This is a genomic window from Geobacter sulfurreducens PCA, from assembly GCF_000007985.2.
Lineage (GTDB): Bacteria > Desulfobacterota > Desulfuromonadia > Geobacterales > Geobacteraceae > Geobacter > Geobacter sulfurreducens.
On record NC_002939.5, the window covers coordinates 2,695,260 to 2,717,008 of the forward strand.

Below are 21,749 nucleotides of genomic sequence, written 5' to 3' on the forward strand. Positions count from 1 at the left end.
CATGCGCGCAATCTTCATCGCCGACGCCCACCTGCGGCAGCCGGGGGACCGAAACTACCGGCTGCTCATGGAGTTCCTGGCCGGGCTCCGGGGCAACGTCGACACCCTCTACATTCTCGGCGACCTCTTCGAGTTCTGGATCGGCTACGATCCGGTCCCCTTCACCCACTACCTCCCCCTTCTCGACCGGCTGCGGGAGCTGGTCGACAGCGGGGTCCGGATCGAGTACTTCGAAGGGAACCACGACTTCCACATGGGGCCGTTTTTCACGGAGACGCTCAGGGCAACGGTCCACCCGGGCCCCGCCGTGATCGACATCCAGGGGGAGCGGCTCTATCTCTGCCACGGGGACGAGGTCAACCGGAAGGACTATCCCTACCGGCTCCTGCGGTTCATCCTCCACAGCTCCCTGACGCGGGCGGCCACCCGCATCGTCCCCCCCGCCGTGACCTGCCGGATCGCCGTGGGCATGTCGCGGGAAAGCCGCAAAAACCACGGCCGGCGCCGGCACCGCTGGGACTACGCCGCCATCCTCCGGGCCTTCGCCGCCGAGCGCTTCCGGGAAGGATGCCGCGCAGTCGTCGCCGGACACTTCCACCAGCCGTTCATCGATCGCAACGACGACGGCACGGTCCTGCTCTCCCTGGGCGACTGGCTCACCCACTACACCTACGGCGAATGGAGCGACGGCACCCTTTCGCTGAAGACCTACGGAACACCGTAACCCCGCCGCTAGACCCCGAACAGCGCCCGGTACTTTTTCACCCGCTCTTCCAGCGTCGGCGCCGCAATCCGGCGGCAGATCTCGTCGGGGCGGTACCCCCGGCAGACCGCCGGCCGCTCGTCGTAGATGGCGCACAGCCCACCCTCGCCCAGATGGGGACAACGCACGCCCACCGGCTTGCCCAGCGCGCTGATGTCGGGTGCGGTGCAGCAGGTACCGCATCTGAGACAGTCCATAATAACCCGGATCGTTGGCTACGGATTTCAGGCGACCGCCGCCGCCCGTCCTATTTGAAGAAGGCCTCCAAGGCCTGCTCGCCCACGTAGGACGCCTTGATCTTCCACTTGTCCTGGTTGATGACGAGGGCTGCCAGGGCTATTTGCGGGTTGTCGGTGGGAGCATAGGCGGCGAACCAGCTGTAGTGGCCCTCGGGGTCGGTACCGTTGATGGAACCGGTCTTGGCGGCAATGGAGATGTCCGCCAGCTTGGGTCGACCGCGCTGGTCATGGAACGCCCGGCGGGAAGTGCCGGTGGTCACGGTGGAGGACAGCATCCGCGTGAGCTGCGCTGAAACGTCGGCCGTGGTCACGGTCCGCAGCGGCCGGGGCTGGTGGGTATAGGCGACCTTTCCCGACGGGTCGCGGATCTCGTCAGCCAGGGAGGGGACGAGCATGGTGCCGCCGTTGGCAACCGTGGCCATCAGCACCGCCGCATGGAGCGGCGAAATCTTCACCTCGCGCCCGAGCCCGGCCCCCATGAGGCGCAGATCGTCGTCGGTGGCGGGGTGCTCGGCCTTGCTGGGCAGGACGGGCGTGCCGGGAAGCAGCGCATGGTTGAAGCCGAACCGCTCCGCGCAGCGAAGGACCGAATCGCGCCCGGCCACGTCGCAGGCAAGCCGGCCGAAGACCGGGTTCACCGATTTTCCCATGGCGGTGGTCAGATCCATCTCCTGGGCGCCCCGCTTTGGCAGGTCGCTCCAGTGGCGGGAACTCTCCGAGTAGAGCCCCCCCCTGAAGGGAATCACGGTGTCGGGAGAGACCTTGCCCTGTTCAAGGGCAGCGGTGGCGGTAATGATCTTGAACAGCGACGCCATGGGGTAGATGCCGTAGAACGCCTGCTGCTCCCAGCCCGGCAGGATCGAGGAATGGGCCACCATGGCCAGGATCCGGCCGCTGCGCGGCTCCACCGCCACGAAAACCCCGTAGGGAACCTGGAACTGGGCCAGGACGTCCTTGACCCGCTCCTGGACCTCTTCATTGATGGCATACACCACCGTGCCTCCGCCCGCGAGGGGGGCCACGAGGCGGCCCCCTTCGGCACGAGCCGTGGGGAAGGCACCGGCGGCCAGGCGGAAGGCGCCGAAGCTGTCCAGGTCCTTGAGGCTCAGCTTGCCCGGATGGGCCTCTTCGCGGACGCTGGAAACGGCGGGCCGGCCCGAAAGAAGAAGGGACAGAACCGGGTAGGCGACCAGGAGCGCGGCAATGACGGGAAGCAGGAAGCGGAGACGTTTCTTGCGGGGAGGAGGCTCATCGAGCCTCTTGAAGGCATTGCGGGAGTCGTTCTTCCTCGGCGAGAGGAAAGAGGAGGCGGAGAATCGTTTCTTGCTTGTTAAATGTTTAAAATCCTGCATGTATGTTCATTTCGCACGGACATCGCGACCGGCGGCACCGGCCCGGATGCGGGGTCACTTGAATGGATGACGGACTGCCGTCACTATATAGGGAAAAGCCCCGCATTGTCAATGTCGGCGCCCGTTGGCGGGCTGACATGAATCATATTTAATCCACTCCGCCCCCCTCGGCCAGGGTCCTGAAGTTCACCTCCCCCAGTTCTGCGGCCACGGCCCCTTCCATTCTCGCGGCCAGCCACTCCACCGCCGGGTCAAACCGCCCGGTCGCCAGGGGCATGGCGTGCCCCCTGAGCGACGCGATCAGTTCCCTGACCCGCATGTGCTCCAGCTCCCGGGCCGGGAGGTAGAGGGTTTCCTCGCCGCAGCTCTCGGCAAGCCACCCCTTGGCGACCAGCATGCCCAGCGTTTCCCGTGCGGTCCGTTCCGGCACGTCGAGCCGTTCGGCCAGGCGCTCGGCGTTCCAGGGCGCGCCATCGCGGAAAAAGGTCCGGCACACCTCCAGCAGCAGGGCCAGGGCCAGGCGCTCGCGCGCGGCGGGCTCCAGGTCGGGGATGTGGGTTTCGTGCCGGAAGGTGCGGCGATGCTGGTGGGCGTAGACCACCTCCACGCCGAACAGCACGATCGACCAGCTGGCATAGAGCCAGATCATGAAGACCGGAAGCACGGCGAGGGTGCCGTAAATTGCGTTGTACTTGGCCACACCCACCTGAAAGTGGATATATCCCCACTGGGCTGCCTGCCAGAGCGTGCCGGCGATGACCCCGCCCACCAGGGCCGAGCGGAAACGGACCTTGGTGTTGGGGATGAGCATATAGAGGAAGACAAGGGCGAGCCAGATGCTGACATAGGGAACCAGTCGGAAAGCCGCCACCAGCACGTCGCCCAGATAGGCGGTGCCGATCAGCCACTGGACCGCCTTCTGGCTCTCGAGAGTCGTGGTGACGCTGATGGCGGCGAAGATGAGAATCGGTCCGAACACCACCACGCTCAGGTAATCGCTGAACCGCCGGTAGAGCGACCGGGTTTCCCGCACCCCCCAGATGGAGTTGAAGGTTTCTTCGATGTTCCCCAGCAGGGTGACGGTTGACACCACGAGGGTCACCAGGCCCACGGCCCCCAGGGAGCCGACCTTGGTGTTGTTGATGTAGGTAACGATCCGGTCGACGATTTCATGGGACCCTGCCGCGACCTGGTCGAGGATGAAAGGCTCCAGGGTGTTCTGCACCCCCAGCCCCTTGAGGACCGCGAAGGCAAGGGCAAAGAAGGGAACGATCGACAGGAGCGTGGAATAGGTCAGGGCCGAGGCATGCAGCAGGCACTGGTCGTCCATGAAGTTGCCCACGGCGGTCACCGTCGCCTGGAGCGCGGCCACCAGCCGGCCGCGGACCGGGCCGAGCCCGTCGGTGTCCATGGCCCGGAACGTATCCAGGTAGCGGTAGATTGTGCCCTTTGACCCTTTCTCCATCCGCGCCTCCGCCCTTCGGAGCGCACACGAAAAAGCCCACGCGGGGTGGGCTTGTTCGTGCGGCGCCGGGAGTGGCTACATCTCCTTGAACTTCTCGCGCTCCCGGTCCATGGCTTCCTTCCCCGCCTCGATGGCGGAGGTGATGATGGTCTTCTTCTCGGTGATGAGGTCCTTGGTTTCCTCGTAGGTATCCTTGATCTTGGACTGGGCCTCTTTCGTGAATCCCTTGATCTTGTCGAGGGCCTCATCGGTCAGATCCATGATGTTTTCGCGCATCTCCTTGCCGGTCTTGGGTGCGAGCAGAAGCCCCAGGCCCGCTCCCACCGCGGCTCCGGCCAGGAATGACAGGAATACCGTTCCGACGCTCGTTCCTCTTTCTTCAGACATACGAATTACCCCCTTTTCTTGATGAGTCGTTCCATGAGGTACTTTCCGGCCACCCGGGCGCCGGTGCTCCAGGCGGAGGAGGCCGCCGCCGCGTGGGCCACGCTGCCGATGACGGCATTGATGGTCCGGATGTTGCGCCCGGTGTCGCCCACGGCTTCCATGAATTCCTTCACGTCGTCCACCCGCTCGGCAACCCCCTCGGTGACGACCTTCAGTTCGGCAAGGGTCTGCTGGAGTTCCTGGGTGAGGGGCTTCAGCTCCTGCCCCACCTGGGCCATGACGCTCCTGAACTCTGCCGCGGTTCTCCTGATCTCCAGCAGCGTCGGAATGAGAAACGCCACCAGCACAACCAGTGCGCAGGCCATTACCAGTACGGCAAGTGCGCCAATGCTCATGAAGTCGATCCCTCCACGGTCTTAATGGGAAACAGTATAGTGCACGGGACGGGGATTGCAAGGGAGCCCATCTGCCGCAAGCCCCCGGCCCCCGCCGTTGCTGCTTCCACGTGCGGTAAACTATAGCCAACGGCCCGTGCTTTTGCAAACGAATTGCTCGCCGTTTACGCAGATACGGCAACTTGGCGGCAAAATCCGATTGACAAACCGGCCGGGGCTTCCGTATCCTTCACCAAAAGAGAATAGTAGACCTTCTTATCAAGAGTGGTGGAGGGAAAGGCCCTGTGAAACCACAGCAACCGGTCCGGTAGCGGACGCCAGGTGCTAAATCCTGCCCGAAAGGGAGCGATGAGAGGGAGCTTGTGACCACCGACGCGTACAGGCCCCTTCCCGTTTCCCGGGAGGGGGCCTTTCATTTTCGCCGCCGCGCGCACGCGCCCGTGGGGAATCATGTCCGTCGGCATCGTCGAAGAACAATCCGTCACCTTCGAAACGGATCTCAGGCTGGAAAGCGGCCGGATACTGGGGCCCATCACCCTGGCCTACGAGACCTACGGCCGGCTGAACGCCGACCGGTCCAACGCCATTCTGGTGGCCCACGCCTGGACCGGCAACGCCCATCTGGCGGGTAAATACAGCGAAGACGATCCCAAGCCCGGCTGGTGGGACGCCATCGTCGGCCCGGGGCGGCTCCTGGACACCGACCGCTGGTTCGTCATCTGTTCCAACGTTATCGGTTCCTGCTACGGCTCAACCGGCCCCGCGTCCGTCAACCCGAAGACCGGCAAGCGCTACAACCTCTCCTTTCCGGTCATCACCGTGCGGGACATGGTGCGGGCCCAGGCCCTGCTGCTGGACCACCTGGGCATCGAGCGGCTCCTCACCGTCCTCGGCGGCAGCATGGGCGGGATGCAGGCCCTGGAGTGGGCCACCCAGTTCCCGGACCGGGTCCGCTCGGCCATTGCCCTCGCCACCACGAGCCGCCCGTCGCCCCAGGCCATCTCCCTGAACGCCGTGGCCCGCTGGGCCATCTTCAACGATCCGTCCTGGAAAAAGGGTGAGTACCGGAAAAACCCCAAGGACGGCCTGGCGCTCGCCCGGGGCATCGGCCACATCACGTTCCTCTCCGACGAATCCATGTGGCAGAAGTTCGGCCGCCGCTATTCGGCCCGGGACGGCCTGTTCGACTTCTTCGGCCAGTTCGAGGTGGAACGCTACCTCACCTACAACGGCTACAACTTCGTGGACCGCTTCGACACCAACTCGTTCCTCTACCTGGCCAAGGCGCTGGATCTGTACGACGTGGCCTGGGGGTACGAGTCGCTGGAAGACGCGTTCAGCCGCGTCACGGCTCCGATCCAGTTCTTCGCCTTCACCTCCGACTGGCTCTACCCCCCCTACCAGACCGAAGAGATGGCCACCACGCTCCGGGCCCTGGGCAAGGAGGCCGAATACCACCTGATCCCGTCGGCCTACGGCCATGACGCCTTCCTCCTGGAGCACGAAACCTTCGCGCCCATGGTCCGGGACTTCCTGGCCCGCGTGGAGCGGGGCTAGGCCTCCGCACACAAAAAAACCCGGCGATCGTCCGCCGGGTTCCACTCACGCGCCGGTGATCCGCCGGTAGAGCTCCAGGTAGGCCTCCGCCTCCCGTCCCGGGGAAAAACGCTCCCGCACCAGTTCCCGTCCCTGTTCGCCGAGGCGCCGTCCCAGGGCGGGATTGCGGAGCAGATCCCGGGCCCGGTCCAGGAATTCCCGCTCGCCCCGGAACAGGAAACCGGTGGTTCCCTCCTTCACTACTGAGCGGTTGCCGTCGATGTACGACGCCAGCACGGGCTTGCCGAAAGCCAGAGCCTCCAGGACGCTGTTCGCCATCCCCCCCTCGAAGGTCGAGCTGTTGATGACCGCGTCTGCCCGGCGGAACAGGGCGCCGATGGCGTCACGCCCCACTTCGCCCAGGTAGCGGGCAAAGGGATGGCAGTCGATGGCCTCAAGGGTTGCGGCGCCGTACTCCCGGTCCAGGACCGGCCCGGCCAGCAGAAAGCGGACCCGCGGCTCCTCCCGGTGGAGCTCCGCCAGGGGGCCGAGGGCAAAGGCCGCATTCTTGACCGGCCGCAGCCCCGCCGGCAGAAAGAAGACGAACTCGCCCCTGTCGAACCGCTCGTTTCCCCAATCGAACTCTTCCCCGGGCAGTTCCACCCCCTGGGGGATGACAGCCATCGTTTCGGCCAGGGATGGATGATGATCAAGCACCCGGCACCGGACGCACTTGTGGAACGCCGCCACCGCGGCGGCATCGCGCAGGACCGCCAGGGTATCCCGGCGCCGGGTGTCCTCCAGCGCTTCATACACGTCCGAACCGGTCAGGGTGATCAGGTAGGGGATGCCCGTGGCCCGGCCGGCCTCCCGGGCCACGCCGGCCCCCCCAGATAGGCGTGCAGGGCGTGAATCAGGTCCGGCGGATCGGCCGTGATGCGCCGCAGGATATCCTCCGCGGGCGCGGCGTCAAGGGAGTGAACGGTCACCGCGTGCCCCGCGGCCCGGAGCTGTCGCTCGATCCGCCTGGCGGTGACGGCATTCCCCCGGGCAGGGGGATGGTAATAGGGGGTAATCAGAGTAATCTTCATCCGGTGCTCCCTTCCCTCCGCAGGGGGCCGATGGTAGCCCGAACCGGTGGCGGACGCAAGGACAAAGACCCTTGCGGGGCCGCTTCCGCTCATGGTATCGTGGCCCAACTCGCAGGGAGACCCACCCCATGAAGATTACCATACTCGGCAGCGGCACCTCCACCGGCGTTCCCATGGTGGGATGCACCTGTTCCGTCTGTTCGTCGACCGACCCGCGCGACAAGAGGACCCGCGCCTCCCTCCTCATCGAAGCGGCCGGCCGCTACATCCTGGTGGACACATCCCCCGACCTGCGGCGCCAGGCCCTGCGGGAACACATCCCCCACATCGACGCGGTGCTCCTGACCCACTCCCACGCCGACCACGTGAACGGCATCGACGACCTGCGCGGGTTCCACTTCATCCACCGGCGCGTGATCCCCTGCTACGGCAACCGCGAGACCATGGACGCAGTGCTGCGCAATTTCTCCTACATCTTCAAGGGAATGGAAGCGGCCGGCTATGCGCCGCTGCTGGACCCCCACGTGATCCACGATCCGTTCGCCCTGTTCGGCCGGACCATCGTCCCCATCCACCTCCACCATGGCACCATGCCCGCCACGGGCTACCGGATCGACGGTGCGGCCTACCTGACCGATTGCAGCCGCATCCCCGAATCATCCCTGGCGCTGCTGGGGGGGCTCGACCTGCTGGTGATCGATGCGCTCCGCTACACCCCCCACGAGAACCACTTCAACATCGATGGTGCGCTCGGGGTAGTCGCGGAGCTGCGCCCCAAGCGGACGATCTTCACCCACCTGACCCACGAAGTGGCCTACGCCGACGGCATTCGGCTGCCGGAAGGGGTGGAGTTTGCCTACGACGGGATGACCGTCTCGCTCTAAGTTGTCCGCCCCAGCGTATCGTCATTGAAAAACCCGTGATTTGTCGATATAAGAGCTTATTCGCGAACACGCTCCGAGCGACGCATCTCCGGACAGGGCAGCCATGCACAGAGACATTCGCCTCCACGGCCAGATAGACGAACGGATCGAGTACTACGCCATCGTGGCGGGAGACGACTCGCACCAGCGCTACTTCTTCAACGCCGCGGAGGGGCCGGGGAGAGAGCTTCGCTTCTTTGCGCCCGGCAACGAATTCGTCCTGGGCCCGGGGGGCATCAGGCACGAGGGGAACGGCGGCTCCTTCTGCGAGTACATGTTCGGCGTGGACCAGCCGGTGCCGGACCTGGCCAAGGGCGACGTCATCAACCGGCTCGTCATGTACGGCGCCCGCATGGAGGAGGAGAGCGGCAACCTCATCTTCGACGACCGCACCGGCGGCCAGCTCGGCTTCGAAAAGATGTTTTTCGAAGGCAACGCCGTGGTCAACTACTTCTTCTTCATCTCCTCGGCCCGGGTGACCGGTCCCCTGAGACGGCAGCAGGAATCCATCGTCAGGACCATCGGCAAGACCCTCAAGCGCTCCGCCGCCGTAGGGGAGCAGGACGAAAACGCCCTCATCGCCGAGGTGCTGGCCCTCCTGAGCGATCCCACTGCCCTGTTCTTCCTCTTCAAGCTGATCAACGTCCACCACCGGGAGTACCACGACACCTTCCGGCGGCTCTACTTCAGGAACAAGAAGATCGCCGACGACGACTTCGCCATGCTCACCGCCGTTGCCGCGCGTCACGACATCGACCGCTACCAGCAGGAGCGGATCAGGATCGATGTCATGTACAAGCACCCGGCCAACCGCCGGATCGTGGACGAGTACAAAAACATCCTGATCGGCTGCCACCGCAAGGGGGAGATCAGCCGGCTCGAAAACGCCCGGCTCACGCGGCTCAAGACCCTGTCGGTCCGCAACAAGATCCCGGGCGCGCTCTTCTACACCCTCGACGAAGTCCTGAAAAACGACAAGAAACTGGTGGCGCCCGAGGAGCAGGACTATCTCTCCGATATCCGCCAGATTCTCGAAGGAATCTTCCTGACCGAACGGGACATCGAGAGTTCCATCGACCGCGAGGACATGGCCCGGCTCCTCTTCGCCAAGAAGAAGGCCGCCGAAAACCGTGACCACGCCTTCGAGGAACTACTGCTGGACGCCAGCCGACTCTGCGACGAAAAGATGCGCGACGGCGCCGAACTGGCCATCATCGAGGGCTTTTCCTACCTGATCACCTTTTTCGACCGTTACGACACCACCTCCCAGGCCGTCAACCAGCTGGCCTTCATGGAAAACGTCCGGATCACCGAAGAGATGATCCGCAGCCTGCTGGGCAACAAGACCGCCTTCGACTCGCTTCGGGACGGCCTGTTCGACGAGCTCTTCATCGCAGGACTCCTGGAAAACAAGTACCTGGGACGCTACGGCCGGATGAAGATCACCAACCTGCGGCGCGGCCTGGCGGAAATCGAGCTGAACCGGCTCACGGTGGCCGCCCTGATGGAGCAGCTGCTGACCATCGACCGGGAGGAGCGCCTGGCGATCCTGCTCCTGTCCCACGTGCGGGACCGCATCCGGAACTTCTACTCGAAGTACACCACCAAGGCCGATCAGCAGGCCCTCAGGCGCGAGGTGAACGAAGAGCTGATCGCCAAGAAGCTCGTCGACGGTAACGTCCCGGACCGGCTTTTCGACGAAACCATCCTCACCATCCAGAAGGAAGCGGTCTACCTCCACGGCCTCCTCCCCCGCATCATTGCCGACCGGGACATTGCCCTGCGCGAAGACTTCCTGGAAAACTCGGGCCTCGACCGCTTCTACGTTGAGGAACTGGAGCGGGAGTACTTCGAGCTGAACGAGCTGGATCTGGAGGAGCTGTACCAGATCAGGAAGGGTTTGAGTTAGGCCGCCCACGCGCAATCAGAAATCCAGCGGGCTTCGCGCCTCCTTCACGGTCCTGACCGGAACACAATGGGTATAAATCATTGTCGTTTTCAGGCTGGCATGCCCCAGCTTGGTCTGGATGGTGCGGATATCGTAATTGGCCTGCAGCAGGTGCGTCGCGTAGGAGTGGCGGAAGGTATGGGCCGTAACCCGCTTGGGGATCTTTGCCTTGCGGACGGCCAGGTAGAGCGCCTTCTGCAAGAGTGACTCATGGACATGCGCCCGCCTGAGCTGCCCGTTCGCCTCCACCGGCGTCAGATCCTTTTGCGGAAAGAACCATTGATGAATCAGCTCCTTCGGCGCTTTGGGGTATTTTTTCTCCATAGCATCATCGAGGAACACACCGTCATACCCCTGCTCCAGATCCTTTTCATGCAACTCCTTCACCCGCCGCATCTGCCGCTGCAAATCATTCAGGATAGACTCCGGCAGCGGCAGAGTCCGATCCTTCTTCCCCTTGCCGTGGACCGTAAGGATACCCGCATCGAAGTTGAAATCCCGAACCCGCAGCTGCAGACACTCGAACAGCCGCAGCCCGCAGCCGAACAGGAGTTTCACGATCAGGCCATGGGGGTGATAGAGGTGGGCAAGGATAGCGTCGATCTCTGCACGGGACAGCACCACCGGCACATAGAGCGACTTCTTGGCGCGCGGCACGTCCCTCAGTTCGCCGAAATCCCGCTTCAGGGCATGGCGGAACAGAAACAGCAGCGAGTTGAACGCCTGATTTTGCGTAGAGGCGGCCACATTACACTTCACCGCCAGCCAGGTTAGATACTCTTTCACATCCGCGGTTGTCAGCTCCACTGGAGGCTTGTTCTTCAAAAAGCGCTGGAATTGACGGCACCACTTGGCGTAGGTCTGCAATGTTTTCCTGGAATAATGCCTGACCTTGATTTCCGCTGCCAGCTTCGCCATAACCTCATCCCATTCAGGAGAGTCGGATTTTTCCTGGTAGCCAGCGACGTTATAGAAAGAGTGCCGCGGGGGAACAGGAGGAGAGTCGGGCGGCACGTCAGCCGAACCTTCCGACTGCTGCGCCATCGGTTGTGCGGACGGGGCTGAGGACACCGGCAACGTGTCACTGGCGCCACCCTTCAGCATGACGAAATACAAAGATACCGCCTGACTGGCCTGCTGCCGCTTCTGCTCAGACTGTCCTTTTTGCTGCAACTTGTTCAGGAAGAGATCGATTCTCTCCGGCTCGCTTCCCGTAACATGATACTTTTCACAGAAATCGAGAAAGTAGCGCAGCCATTTCAGATAGTCGGCAAAATCAGCGACCGCGATTCCGCAGTTGTTGTAAAAAGAACGGTATTGCCTGAACAGATGGTGCGGCAGTAAAATCATCACAATTCCTCAGAATTTTTAATTTAAGTTCTATCAAAGAATGCGTATAGTTGGCGACATATTTTCGATGCGGGTGACCAATGAAAACACGCTTGACCCTGAAACCCGGGCAGCACGGCACAAAATCTCTGATAAAGAAATACGGCGACGCACTGGTATGCGTAAGATTTCGTTATGATCCGGAAACGAAGCAACGCCTGAAGACCGTAGAACTCATTGTCGAGCGGAGTGACTGGACCCCGCCGCCACCCCGCTTCACAAACGACACGCTTGTCCCGTTACGGGTAAAAGCCACCGACGTGGCAATCCGCAATCAGGTAAAAGCAGTCGGTGGACGTTGGAACCCGGAAAAAAAGTTATGGTTTGTCACCTACGGCAACATAGTCGGTACTCCGCTGGAAAAGCATATAGATGTAGATGGATTCGGATAAGGATAACCCTCGACTCCATCTATATCTATATAGGCAAGCCCCATATAGATGTAGATGCTTCCATCTACATGTACTTGGTTCTATATATTTGTAGATAGCACACCCTAACGGGTGATTTACGAGTTGAATGATTAAAAACGGAGAAACAAGAAATGAACTGGAAATCATTTGCCTTCGGGTTTGTTGCTGGAGTGGCTCTCCTTTCTGCCATTAGCCACTGGAGAGCAAGACCGCAAAATGTTATCGCTTCCTGGCCAGATGATGACAACAAAAAAGGAATGCAGATGATGGCGCCATGGGTGACAGAGGCGAGAGTAGGAAGGCTTGGCCCTTTCGTTGCGATGGTTCCAAATAAATTTGATGCCAGCCCGGAAGCATTACTTCAACCAGTAAAAGCGAAAAGTCCATGGATTTACGTCAAAGGCGAGGAAGTAATGATTCACGACAGCAAGAAAAGGGCAATTTCCATCGATTTCAATGCGTCAAACGGAGAATTTAGTTCTTACACCTTTCATCCTGACTTGACCACTGCAACAGGTCAAAGTTTCACGGATAAAAACCTGACAGGTGTCATGGAAAAATTTGAGCCCCAAGTGAAGAAGAAGTTAACATTCAACCAGGAAGAAGCAGCGGCCTATAAACCGCCGCTGTTCTCCCGGCCCGTTAGGCAAAAAGAATGAATGACATGACTCAGGGAGGTGACATGAAAGATCGAGATTACACTGCTCCGGGTATTGTTATGGGAGTCATTTTTTATATTACTATTTTGAGTTCAGCTGCACCGACACTTAAAATGATTGACATAGTTGCTCCAATTGCAACTTTACTTGCTGCATTAGTTGGTGCTGAAGCCGCATTTAGATTGCAAAGGGAAAAAACTGAAAAAACAGAAATGACCCGAAGAAAGAGCGCTGCAAACCAAACAGTTCACTTAATATCAAACATCTACTCAAATTTAAGACAATACAGAAGAGAAATTATTGAACCTACAGAAACTTTGCCTGTACCGTGGTTAGGGTTAAGAGGGTTGTTGGCCTATCACTATGAAGTGAATTTGCCGCGCGAAGGATTGCTATTCATGTTCGAGGGGGAAGGTGATGGTGCACAAATATATGCAGAACTAATAATGGAAGAGCAACGATATAATTTAGCCATAGGAATGATAAAGCAATTACATGAAACCATTAAAAACAAACTTCAACCTGAACTGGAACGCCTAGGTTATTACCCCGGCAATGTTGACATACAACAGTTATTGTCTCAACTCCCACCTAGCTTAATAATTGATCTCAACAGCCTTACACATGAAACATACAAAATAGTTCGTGAAAATATTGAATCCATACAAGAAGTGTACGAAAAGTTTCAACAAAGTATGAAGTCACAATTTCCCAACATAAAAGTGGCACGCTTGATTTTTGATGACGGAATGCCTAACCAGGCAGAAACACCGGCCTAAAACCGCCGGTGTTCTCCCGAACCGTTAGGCAATTAATATGAATTTTGCGGAAATCATTGTAGTCGCCTTGGCGATCATCCTCATCCTCGGTCTGATTGCGATCATACTAGGACCAATGTTCGGTTGGCGAATCGCCGCGAGGAATGAAGAGTTTATTCCATTTTCCTCCAGAATTGAGGCACGAGAAAAAATTCGTGTCGCACTAATGGAACAAGGATGGGAGATTGAGCACGACGGCCCGGATAGAATGAAAGCTCGAACGAAAATAAGCTGGCGGTCATGGGGGGAAATCATAAAGATCGAGTTTGCCGATGGAGGCGCAAAAGTGAGTTCTGAATGCTCACTACCGACGCAAGCTATCGATTACGGGAAGAATAAGATCAACGTCCAAAAACTTGTGGATGCGCTGACGAAAAGAAATGCCTAATCGGGTAGCCGGGGGTTTTACCCCCCCAGCCCCCACACCACCCGGCATGCGGGTCCGCACCGGGCGGTTCGACGAAGTTACCGGGCCGTGGCCGGGTAATGGATCTTCACCCACAGTTCTTTGACAGATACAAGTCCTTGATCCTTCAGCCACTGGTTGGTCATACCGTGCTGGGCGGCAAGCCTGCGGGACATGGCCCACGGACCGTTGCGGTTCAGCCCTGCTCTGATGGATGTGCCAAGCTGTACACCCAGTTTGAGCAGGTTCCGAATCTTGGTGCGGCACCACCGCCACTGCTTCCAGTAGCACAGCCGCACCCGCCGCCGTATCCAGCCGTCGATCTCCGGGATGTCACGGTAGGCTTCGGCAATGCCGAAGTACCCCATCCAGCCGCGGAGGTAGGTCGACAGCTTGTTCAGTCGGTACTCCATGGAGACGAACCAACTCCTGCCGGTGTACTTCCTGACCCGGCGCCGGAACTCCTTGTACGCCTGGTCAGACCAGAGGATTTTGGTTCCCTTGAAGACAAAGCCAAGAAAGCTCAAGTCGCCGCTTCTGGCGACTTTGCTCTTGTCTTCGTTGACCGTGAGCTTGAGTTTGTTCGTCAGATACTTCCTGACGCTCCCCATGACCCGCTCGCCGGCACGCTCGCTCTTCACCAGAATGACGAAATCATCGGCGTAACGGACGAACTTGTGGCCACGGCTCTCAAGCTCCTTGTCCAGGTGGTCGAGGAGGATGTTGGCGAGAAGCGGGGAAAGCGGACCCCCTTGGGGTACGCCCATGCGGGTCTTTTCCAGCCGCCCGTCAACCTCCACCCCGGCTCTGAGATACCTGCCGATCAGGGTGAGAACCCGCTTGTCGCGGACCCTCCTCCCCACCATTGTCATGAGGAGGTCGTGATTGACCGTGTCGAAGAACTTGGCAAGGTCGATGTCCACGGCAATGCGGTAGCCCTGCCGCAGATACTCCCGCAGCTGCCGCACGGCATTGTGTGCCGAGCGGCCGGGGCGGAACCCGAAACTCGATGCGGAGAATTCCGGATCGAAGATCGGCGTGAGCACCTGGGCTGTTGCCTGTTGGATCAGCCGGTCAAGGACGGTGGGAATCCCCAGCGGGCGGGTGCCGCCCGTTGGTTTGGGTATTTCCACTCGAAGGACCGGCTGTGGTTGGTAGGTACCTGTTGCAAGCGATGCACGGATATCGCCCCAGAGGGGCCGGAACCGTTCGGGGAACGCGTCGATGGTAACACCATCGACGCCAGGTGCGCCCTTGTTGGCCCGCACCCGTTTCCACGCCAGGTCCATGTTCTCTGTGGCAAGTATCCGCTCCAGTAGGTGCTCTTCCGGAGTTGGCCGGTCAATGACGCGCTCCACGGGCATTCCCCCGGTCGGGTTCGGTATGTCGTGAAAGCTCATTGGGGCTTACCTCCTCTTCATCGTTCGGCCCTTCGGCGGGGTAAGGCTTCCCGGCTGTCTGTGACGACGCCGGGCTTGTTTCCAGGTGCCGGATCGCTGGCGGCAACGTCCGCGCCTACTATGGCTTCTGCTGACTCCTGCCCCATCACGGCAGCTGTTACCAGAGGCCGCGCCAGCAAACATCGCTAGCATGTGGAGCAGGTCTCCCCGGATAAGAACGTGAACTGTGGCTACACAACCGCAGCATTTACCTTGGCATCCTGAATCCGTGGGACTTCGTCATGTTGTGCTGACTTGCCCGGACACCCCGGCCTTGTATGCTGTTTCTGTTCGTCGGCTCATAGCTTTGCGCTCGGGCTTCCTTCAGACCCCTCCTCGCGGAGGCGCCCTTGCCGTCGGCTAGTACTTTGGTACCCTGTCTCGCGACAGTGCTGGATTCTACGTACAGGGGACTTGCACCCCATTAGTTCACGCCCATGCCGGGCGTACACTAGCGCCACGACCGGCCTAGAAACCCGCCGGTCAGGCTTGTGGCGTTGGAAGAAAGCTAAACCGTCCAATCAATGATATTGAGGGAAGGGACCCGTAAAAACTCGCGGGTGTTATTAGTGACCAGAGGGATTCCTAACGATACAGCGTGAGCGGCAATCAACATATCCATGGAGCCAATGGGCGTACCAGCTTTTTCAAGAGCTGCTCGAATATCTCCATAGACATGAGCCGCCGATTCATCATAAGAAACCAATTCCAAAGGAATGATGAATTCGTCGAGGGCCTTGGCGTTTTTCTCCATATGGGTGCTCTTCGCAACTCCGTAGCGCAATTCCGAGAGAGTTATGGATGAAATGCCAATATCGCCAACCTGGTACTCTAAGAAACGCTCAAGTACAGCAACCGGCTGCTGCTTTATGATGTAAATGCAGATATTGGTGTCGAGAAGCAATTTCATCAGAAGCCATCCCGCTTGTCCAGTTCAGGTTGTATGCGCTCGGACATGAAATCGCGGGAGAATTTCTTGAGACTGCCGAAGAGGGAATTCCACGAATCGCTCCGAGGGATCAGTTGAACGACGTTGCCGCTTTTCTTGATGAATACTTCGCTGTCTTCGAAGCGAAATTCTTTGGGAAGCCTTACTGCCTGACTTTGTCCATTTTGAAAAATCTTTGCAGTTTTCATTTCTGACCTCCACATTAATATATATTTGAAGTATATATTTCAGGTTTTAGGTTGGCAAGTAAAATTTCAACAATGATGAGAGAACGAACTCCCAACATGGCCACAAAGATCAAAACAACTTTTATGACTGTAATCTCACGGATTCAGGTAGGGGGAAGACCATTTTTTGTCGCCATAATATTTCTCCTTAATGGTAGTCGGTTATTTCAACATAACTCGCTTCGCCGTCAATAAAACTGAAACATATTCGCCACTTCAGGAGTTCCGGGGACATCCATGGAAATATACAGACCCAAAGGCGTTGGAGCAAAGAACCCATGACGCTAGAAGAGCGATAAAGACTCGCAAGATTGAACGCCGCTTGGCTTGCAGGAGAGAAGATTGACGCTCTCAGGTTTCGGTACAATTCAACCTTATCAAATATTTCGTGGAGAACTTGACGAGTACGTGCTTTCCTCCCCAGAGGAACTGCAGCAGGTCCGCAAAGGGCTGAGCTGAGTAGAGAACGCCCGCCTCCCTTGACTTTCCCCCTCCCCTTCACCTACACTGCCCCTGAGTACACTTTTTACACTCAGAGGTTTCAATGGAGTCCCTTTCGTCGCACCTCCCCCTTTTGCGGGATCAAATCGTTGCCTACGGCAAGGAAAACCTTGAGGAAATGCTCCACCTGCTGGCCGAGGGGGTGCGTCTCGTCTCCGGCCAGGACCGGATCCGCATCTACCTGGAAGACCTGACCCGCGGCGTCCTTACCTGTGTCCACGCCTCGGGCCCCCTGGCCGATGAGATCCGCGAGGTGAGCTTCCCCATCATCTCCCGTGAGGCGTCGGTTTCCAGCGTCTTTGTCTCCCAGTACGCCACCGAATTCCACTACGAGCCGGAGGGAAAACACACCTTCGACCGGGGCTTTGCCGAACGCTTCGCCATCGGCCACAGCTACATCCTGCCGGTGGTGAGCCAGGGGAAATCCATCGGCGTGGTCTGCGTCGACCGCTTCCGGCCGGGGGAGATCCTGCGCGGCAAGGGGAAGGCGCTGCTGGGCGAGTTCGTCACCTCCGTGGCCGACCGGCTCGACGTCGCCCGCATCTACCACCAGCAGCTCCTGCTCGCCCGCCGGGTCGAGGAGTACAAGAAACGGGAAGCTGCCTCGTTCATGGTGCAGTCGGCCGTGCGCCTCATCGACCGGCTGGTCCTCGCCTCGGTGCTGGTGCCCGTGCCCGGTCCGGAAGGCTCGTCGCGCCTCGCCATCCTGGCCAGCCACTCGGAAGACCCCAGCCTGAAAAAGCAGTATGACGAGCAGGGAGAGATCGCTCTCCAGAGGGGTACCTCCCTCATCTCCCGGTTCCTGGACGACAACGCGGTCATCGCCGACGAACGGCTTCTGCGCCCGCTGTTCATTCCGGACCTGACCCAGCAGGAGCTCCAGAAAAAGGCCCTCACCGAGAAGATGGCGCTGCGCTCCCTCTACGTGGTGCCCCGCTACGAGCCGTCCAGCCGCAAGGTCATCTGCCTGGTCAACTATTTCACCAAAGACCTGTACCGCTTCTCCGACTTCGAGATGGGCCTGCTCCAGACCCATGCGGAGATGGCGGAGCGGATGGTGAACGAGATCGGCGGCGAACACTTGGAAATCCGCGTCCTGGCCGAGATCACCGAACTCCTCCAGGAGCGCAACGAAGAGCTTTCCCCGTTCCTCACCCGGGTCCTGTCAATGGCCACGGAGCTGATCGGCGCCGATACCGGCAGCATCGCCATCGTCCAGGAGCGTGACGGCGAAAAATGGCTTGTGGTGGAGGACGAAGAAGGGACCATCGTCGGGGCCAAGAACAAGTCGTGGCTCAAGAAGTACATCCCCCCCTTCAGAATCGGCGGCCACGAGCTCCCCGCCGAGGAGCGGAGCCTCACCGGCTACGTGGCCTGGTCCAAGCAGCCGAAGATCATCGCCCACGTGGCGGACGAGCAGGGGGGCGAGGGGTTCCACCGCTCCATGCACGAGCTGATCAAGAGCGAGATCGCGGTCCCCATCGTCTGCGACGACGAGGTGATCGCCGTGGTCTGCCTCAACTCGCTCAAGCCCGCCTGGTTCACGGAAGAGCACAAGCGGATCCTGCAGATCATCGACCGGCTCACCTCCCGGCACATCTCCGACGTCCAGCGGATCGAGCGGCTCGAGGGGGAGGTGACCCGGCTCAAGACTGACGTGGCCTACAAAGACCCCCAGATCTCCTCCTACCGGCTCGGCAACATCATCGGCAACAGCCGCAAAGCCCAGGAGATCGTTGATTTCATCAACACCGTGTCGGTGCCCCTCTTCAACCGGATCACCCTCTGGAGCAAGAACGTCCTCCAGGAGGCGACCATCGGCCTCCCCTCCATCCTCGTCCAGGGGCAGACCGGCGCCGGCAAGGAGTTCTTCTTCAACAACCTCTACAACAAGCTGAACGAGATGTACCGGGAGAAGCTCAACCCCGCTGGCCAGCTCCCCGTGAAAAAGACCAACATCGCGGCCTACAGCGGTGACCTGACCTACTCGGAACTCTTCGGCCACAAGAAGGGGGCCTTCACCGGCGCCTACAGCGACCGCAAGGGCATCCTGGAGGATGCCGCCGGCGGGATCGTCTTCCTGGACGAGATCGGCGACGCCGACCCCAAGACCCAGGTGCAGCTGCTCCGGTTCCTGGACAACGGCGGGTTTGTGCGGCTGGGGGAAAACCAGGACCGTTTCAGCCGGGTGCTCCTGGTGGCCGCCACCAACAAGGATCTGGCGGAAGAGATCCGCAAGGGGAACTTCCGGGAAGACCTCTACCACCGGCTGTCGGAGCTGGCGGTGCAGGTGCCGTCCCTGAACGAGCGGCGCGAGGACATCCCCGACCTGGCCACCCACTTCCTGGGCAAGCTCTACCGCACCTACCGGGGGGACGAGTCCAAGGACGCCGCCCCCACCCTGGCGGAGGAGGCCAAGCGGCTCCTGATGAACCACCACTACCACGGCAACATCAGGGAACTGCGGAGCATCCTGCTGCGGGCGCTCTTCTTCCGCAAGGGCACGGTGCTCACCGCCGACGACGTCCGGCGCGCCCTGGCCGCGGGCATGCGCGAGTTCGCCCCTGCCACCGCCACCCAGGAGCTGAACGACCGGATGGTGACGGAAATCCTGGACAAGATCGCCAATGGCGAAACCTTCTGGGAAGCGGTCTACGAGCCCTACTCCCGCAACGCCATCCCCCGCGACGCCGTCCGGCTCGTCATCGAGCGGAGCCGCGACGCGGCGGGCCGGAGCATGCCCCAGGTGGCCCGCTACCTCAAGGCCGTGGGCGACGATGTGGAAGAAAACGACGAGGAGCGGAAGCGGTTCTTCAAGTTCAAGAATTTCCTCTATAAGACCGTGAAGATCTGAGGGCGGCAGACCGGAAACCGACGGCAAGGCCGGCCCGAATACCGGTGCCGGCCGATCAGCGCAACGGCCATGCCTGTTAAAAGACGATTCGCGGTAGCGATCTCGCTTACTGCGCCGTTCGCCGGCGCCGGGCACCGCCTGCGCCATGACGGACCCCTTTGGCGTTCAGCCACTCGCTCCATCAGGGATACGCATGGCGCAATCTTTGCACAAGACATAACCCCTAACCGGCAGTTCATTCCTCGTTATGGAGGTGCTGCATGAAAAAAAAGAAGGCGCATGCCGCGGGAGCAGGGCCGAAGCTGTCCGTGACCAATCCCCCCCGCACTTTTTTTGAAGACACGCTGGCGCTGTTCAATTCGAGACGCTTTGACCTGCTGGACCAGAAGATCAATGAGGCCGTGAACAAATGGCCCAACCACGCCGTGGTCTGGAAGGCGATCGGGGTCATCATGCTCATGGAGGGACGGTTCAAGGAAGCAATCGAACCGTTGACCACGGCGGCGAACCTGGCGCAGGGCGATGCGCAGCTGCACCACAACCTCGGGGTGGCATACCTGCGGCTCGAGCAGTATGAAAAAGCCGTACCCTGGCTGCAGCGGGCCACCAGCCTCAAGCCGGATTATGCCCAGGCCTTCGCCAACCTGGGTATCGCCCAGGCAGAGATCGGGCTTCTCCAGGCGGCGGAAAGCAACTATCGCACTGCGCTGAAAATCAACAAGGATTTTCCCGAGGCGCTCAACAATCTCGGCAATGTGCTGAATGATCAGAAACGGTATGGGGAGGCAGAGGAGTGCTTCCGGAGGGCTCTCGTCCTCAAGCCGGATTTTGCCGAAGCCCTCAATAACCTGGGCACGAGCCTGAAGGGGCTGAACCGGCTGGAGGAGGCAGAAACCACCTACCGGAAGTCCCTGTCGCTGATGCCGGATTACACCCGCGCCCACATCGGCCTGGGCCACACCCTGTTCAAGCTCCGCCAGCCGGACAAGGCAGCGGCGAGTTTCCGCCGGGCAATCGAGCTTTCCCCCTACGAACTGGAAGCCCATGACGGCTTGAGCATGACCCTCGGCGACACGGTTCCCCTGTGGCATCTGCCCATGATGAACGACAAGCCCAGGAACGATGCCTATTTCAATGCCCTGCAGGCCGCGGTCACCCCGGAGACGCGCGTTCTGGAAATCGGGACCGGATCGGGCCTTCTGTCCATGATGTCGGCCCGCCTGGGCGCACGGCACGTGACAACCTGCGAGGTGGTCACGGCAATTGCCGAGACTGCCGCGTCCATCGTGAAAGACAACGGATTCGCGGACCAGGTCACCGTGATTCCGAAACTGTCCACCACCCTGGAGGTCGGCGTCGACCTGGAAGAGCGGGCCGATCTGCTCGTCTCGGAAATCCTGTCGAGCGAATTTCTCGGCGAAGGCGTTCTGAGCAGCATCGAAGACGCAAAACGGCGGCTGCTCAAGCCGGGAGCCCGGATCATCCCCGCCCGGGGCTCGGTCCGGATTGCCCTGTTCGGCGGACGGGACATCGAAATGAACGTCCGGGTCGACGAGGTCTACGGCTTCGACCTGTCGAGGTTCAACGACATCGTGCCCCCGAAGCAGTATGTCGGCAGGAACGATCTCAACATCGAACTGCTGAGCGACGGCATCGGGGCCATTCATTTCGACTTCATGGGCACGGATCACTTCCCCACCAGCAGAAGCTACGGCATAGACGTGCCGATCACCAGGGCCGGCAGGTGCTGCGGCGTCATCCAGTGGATACGCCTTGAAATGGACGATACCTTCGTCTTTGAGAACCATCCGGCAGAGAGGAATGTGGCATCCGGCTGGCAGCACTGCGTCTATCTCTTCAAAACCCCCGTCGACGTGCAGCCCGGCCAGGTCGCGCAGATCATCGCCTCCCACGACATCAGGACCTGCTGGTTCTTTCTGAAGAAAATCGTGACCCCATGACATCCCTTCGCACGGGGCAGATCAGACATGCATC

At 60.1% G+C, this 21,749-nt stretch carries 21 protein-coding genes and 1 riboswitch; of the genes, 10 read left to right on the plus strand and 11 right to left on the minus strand.

Going from position 1 to position 21,749, the window contains the following annotated elements; translation table 11 throughout:
* The first annotated feature begins 1 nt into the window (after position 1).
* A complete protein-coding gene (locus GS_RS12350) occupies positions 2-724 on the plus strand; it encodes a UDP-2,3-diacylglucosamine diphosphatase (RefSeq protein ID WP_010943095.1) in 723 nt (240 codons plus the stop codon).
* An 8-nt stretch (positions 725-732) separates the two neighbouring features.
* Here the strand turns inward: GS_RS12350 and GS_RS12355 are convergent, their stop codons facing one another.
* From GS_RS12355 to GS_RS12375, 5 genes are all read right to left on the minus strand, one after another.
* Complete coding sequence (locus tag GS_RS12355; RefSeq protein WP_010943096.1) at positions 733-960, minus strand: YkgJ family cysteine cluster protein; 228 nt, start codon at positions 958-960, stop codon at positions 733-735.
* Positions 961-1,010: 50 nt separating this feature from the next.
* Entirely contained in the window at positions 1,011-2,354 is a 1,344-nt protein-coding gene (locus GS_RS12360) for a penicillin-binding transpeptidase domain-containing protein (protein WP_010943097.1), read from the minus strand.
* A 148-nt stretch (positions 2,355-2,502) separates the two neighbouring features.
* On the minus strand, positions 2,503-3,819 hold the full coding sequence (locus tag GS_RS12365; protein ID WP_010943098.1) for a YihY/virulence factor BrkB family protein: 1,317 nt from the start codon (positions 3,817-3,819) through the stop codon (positions 2,503-2,505).
* A gap of 75 nt (positions 3,820-3,894) precedes the next feature.
* A complete protein-coding gene (locus GS_RS12370; RefSeq protein ID WP_010943099.1) occupies positions 3,895-4,206 on the minus strand; it encodes a YtxH domain-containing protein in 312 nt (103 codons plus the stop codon).
* Positions 4,207-4,211: 5 nt separating this feature from the next.
* A complete protein-coding gene (locus GS_RS12375) occupies positions 4,212-4,601 on the minus strand; it encodes a DUF948 domain-containing protein (protein WP_010943100.1) in 390 nt (129 codons plus the stop codon).
* A gap of 252 nt (positions 4,602-4,853) precedes the next feature.
* A riboswitch (SAM riboswitch) is annotated at positions 4,854-4,956 on the plus strand.
* 95 nt (positions 4,957-5,051) lie between these two features.
* On the opposite strand from GS_RS12375, the gene GS_RS12380 reads away from it, so the two are divergent.
* Entirely contained in the window at positions 5,052-6,158 is a 1,107-nt protein-coding gene (locus tag GS_RS12380) for a homoserine O-acetyltransferase MetX (RefSeq protein ID WP_010943101.1), read from the plus strand.
* A 45-nt stretch (positions 6,159-6,203) separates the two neighbouring features.
* On the opposite strand, the gene GS_RS12385 is transcribed toward GS_RS12380, so the two are convergent.
* The gene (locus GS_RS12385) at positions 6,204-7,016 is read right to left on the minus strand and encodes a glycosyltransferase (RefSeq protein ID WP_235044891.1); all 813 of its coding nucleotides are present in this window, start codon (positions 7,014-7,016) and stop codon (positions 6,204-6,206) included.
* Positions 6,974-7,228 (minus strand): hypothetical protein, encoded by a 255-nt coding sequence (locus tag GS_RS17595; RefSeq protein ID WP_235044892.1) that lies wholly within the window; start codon positions 7,226-7,228, stop codon positions 6,974-6,976. The genes GS_RS12385 and GS_RS17595 overlap by 43 nt, the downstream gene beginning before the upstream one ends.
* Positions 7,229-7,356: 128 nt before the next feature.
* Between GS_RS17595 and GS_RS12390 the strand changes: the two genes are divergently transcribed.
* The gene (locus GS_RS12390) at positions 7,357-8,112 is read left to right on the plus strand and encodes a GPMC system MBL fold metallohydrolase (RefSeq protein ID WP_010943103.1); all 756 of its coding nucleotides are present in this window, start codon (positions 7,357-7,359) and stop codon (positions 8,110-8,112) included.
* Positions 8,113-8,215: 103 nt separating this feature from the next.
* Positions 8,216-10,060: a TIGR04442 family protein gene (locus tag GS_RS12395; RefSeq protein WP_010943104.1), complete on the plus strand. Its 1,845-nt coding sequence runs from the start codon at positions 8,216-8,218 to the stop codon at positions 10,058-10,060.
* Positions 10,061-10,075: 15 nt separating this feature from the next.
* Here GS_RS12395 and GS_RS12400 read toward each other — a convergent pair whose 3' ends face one another.
* A complete protein-coding gene (locus GS_RS12400; RefSeq protein ID WP_010943105.1) occupies positions 10,076-11,449 on the minus strand; it encodes an integron integrase in 1,374 nt (457 codons plus the stop codon).
* Between the two features lie 80 nt (positions 11,450-11,529).
* On the opposite strand from GS_RS12400, the gene GS_RS12405 reads away from it, so the two are divergent.
* From GS_RS12405 to GS_RS12420, 4 genes are all read left to right on the plus strand, one after another.
* Complete coding sequence (locus GS_RS12405) at positions 11,530-11,880, plus strand: hypothetical protein (protein WP_010943106.1); 351 nt, start codon at positions 11,530-11,532, stop codon at positions 11,878-11,880.
* A gap of 152 nt (positions 11,881-12,032) precedes the next feature.
* Entirely contained in the window at positions 12,033-12,560 is a 528-nt protein-coding gene (locus GS_RS12410) for a hypothetical protein (RefSeq protein ID WP_010943107.1), read from the plus strand.
* A gap of 23 nt (positions 12,561-12,583) precedes the next feature.
* Positions 12,584-13,339, plus strand: a complete 756-nt coding sequence (locus GS_RS12415; protein WP_010943108.1) for a hypothetical protein — start codon at positions 12,584-12,586, stop codon at positions 13,337-13,339.
* A gap of 37 nt (positions 13,340-13,376) precedes the next feature.
* Entirely contained in the window at positions 13,377-13,766 is a 390-nt protein-coding gene (locus tag GS_RS12420; protein ID WP_010943109.1) for a hypothetical protein, read from the plus strand.
* Positions 13,767-13,843: 77 nt separating this feature from the next.
* Here the strand turns inward: GS_RS12420 and ltrA are convergent, their stop codons facing one another.
* The 3 genes from ltrA to GS_RS12435 all read right to left on the minus strand — a co-directional run bounded on the left by ltrA (position 13,844) and on the right by GS_RS12435 (position 16,360).
* Positions 13,844-15,184, minus strand: coding sequence for a group II intron reverse transcriptase/maturase (gene ltrA / locus GS_RS12425; protein WP_164930422.1), 1,341 nt, complete (start codon positions 15,182-15,184; stop codon positions 13,844-13,846).
* Positions 15,185-15,731: 547 nt separating this feature from the next.
* The gene (locus GS_RS12430) at positions 15,732-16,133 is read right to left on the minus strand and encodes a type II toxin-antitoxin system tRNA(fMet)-specific endonuclease VapC (RefSeq protein ID WP_010943110.1); all 402 of its coding nucleotides are present in this window, start codon (positions 16,131-16,133) and stop codon (positions 15,732-15,734) included.
* Positions 16,133-16,360, minus strand: coding sequence for a type II toxin-antitoxin system antitoxin VapB (locus GS_RS12435; RefSeq protein ID WP_010943111.1), 228 nt, complete (start codon positions 16,358-16,360; stop codon positions 16,133-16,135). The genes GS_RS12430 and GS_RS12435 overlap by 1 nt, the downstream gene beginning before the upstream one ends.
* Before the next feature lie 583 nt (positions 16,361-16,943).
* On the opposite strand from GS_RS12435, the gene GS_RS12440 reads away from it, so the two are divergent.
* Both GS_RS12440 and GS_RS12445 read left to right on the plus strand, forming a co-directional pair.
* Positions 16,944-19,754: a GPMC system transcriptional regulator gene (locus tag GS_RS12440; protein ID WP_010943112.1), complete on the plus strand. Its 2,811-nt coding sequence runs from the start codon at positions 16,944-16,946 to the stop codon at positions 19,752-19,754.
* A 260-nt stretch (positions 19,755-20,014) separates the two neighbouring features.
* On the plus strand, positions 20,015-21,715 hold the full coding sequence (locus GS_RS12445; protein ID WP_010943113.1) for a protein arginine N-methyltransferase: 1,701 nt from the start codon (positions 20,015-20,017) through the stop codon (positions 21,713-21,715).
* Positions 21,716-21,749: the final 34 nt, after the last annotated feature.

Excerpts from the sequence above, each read along its gene's own strand:
- GS_RS12350 (WP_010943095.1), top strand. The coding sequence starts at position 2 with ATGCGCGCAATCTTCATCGCCGACGCCCACCTGCGGCAGCCGGGGGAC.
- GS_RS12355 (WP_010943096.1), bottom strand. The coding sequence starts at position 960 with ATGGACTGTCTCAGATGCGGTACCTGCTGCACCGCACCCGACATCAGC.
- GS_RS12360 (WP_010943097.1), bottom strand. The coding sequence starts at position 2,354 with ATGCAGGATTTTAAACATTTAACAAGCAAGAAACGATTCTCCGCCTCC.
- GS_RS12365 (WP_010943098.1), bottom strand. The coding sequence starts at position 3,819 with ATGGAGAAAGGGTCAAAGGGCACAATCTACCGCTACCTGGATACGTTC.
- GS_RS12370 (WP_010943099.1), bottom strand. The coding sequence starts at position 4,206 with ATGTCTGAAGAAAGAGGAACGAGCGTCGGAACGGTATTCCTGTCATTC.
- GS_RS12375 (WP_010943100.1), bottom strand. The coding sequence starts at position 4,601 with ATGAGCATTGGCGCACTTGCCGTACTGGTAATGGCCTGCGCACTGGTT.
- GS_RS12380 (WP_010943101.1), top strand. The coding sequence starts at position 5,052 with ATGTCCGTCGGCATCGTCGAAGAACAATCCGTCACCTTCGAAACGGAT.
- GS_RS17595 (WP_235044892.1), bottom strand. The coding sequence starts at position 7,228 with ATGAAGATTACTCTGATTACCCCCTATTACCATCCCCCTGCCCGGGGG.
- GS_RS12390 (WP_010943103.1), top strand. The coding sequence starts at position 7,357 with ATGAAGATTACCATACTCGGCAGCGGCACCTCCACCGGCGTTCCCATG.
- GS_RS12395 (WP_010943104.1), top strand. The coding sequence starts at position 8,216 with ATGCACAGAGACATTCGCCTCCACGGCCAGATAGACGAACGGATCGAG.
- GS_RS12400 (WP_010943105.1), bottom strand. The coding sequence starts at position 11,449 with ATGATTTTACTGCCGCACCATCTGTTCAGGCAATACCGTTCTTTTTAC.
- GS_RS12405 (WP_010943106.1), top strand. The coding sequence starts at position 11,530 with ATGAAAACACGCTTGACCCTGAAACCCGGGCAGCACGGCACAAAATCT.
- GS_RS12410 (WP_010943107.1), top strand. The coding sequence starts at position 12,033 with ATGAACTGGAAATCATTTGCCTTCGGGTTTGTTGCTGGAGTGGCTCTC.
- GS_RS12415 (WP_010943108.1), top strand. The coding sequence starts at position 12,584 with ATGAAAGATCGAGATTACACTGCTCCGGGTATTGTTATGGGAGTCATT.
- GS_RS12420 (WP_010943109.1), top strand. The coding sequence starts at position 13,377 with ATGAATTTTGCGGAAATCATTGTAGTCGCCTTGGCGATCATCCTCATC.
- ltrA (WP_164930422.1), bottom strand. The coding sequence starts at position 15,184 with ATGAGCTTTCACGACATACCGAACCCGACCGGGGGAATGCCCGTGGAG.
- GS_RS12430 (WP_010943110.1), bottom strand. The coding sequence starts at position 16,133 with ATGAAATTGCTTCTCGACACCAATATCTGCATTTACATCATAAAGCAG.
- GS_RS12435 (WP_010943111.1), bottom strand. The coding sequence starts at position 16,360 with ATGAAAACTGCAAAGATTTTTCAAAATGGACAAAGTCAGGCAGTAAGG.
- GS_RS12440 (WP_010943112.1), top strand. The coding sequence starts at position 16,944 with ATGGAGTCCCTTTCGTCGCACCTCCCCCTTTTGCGGGATCAAATCGTT.
- GS_RS12445 (WP_010943113.1), top strand. The coding sequence starts at position 20,015 with ATGAAAAAAAAGAAGGCGCATGCCGCGGGAGCAGGGCCGAAGCTGTCC.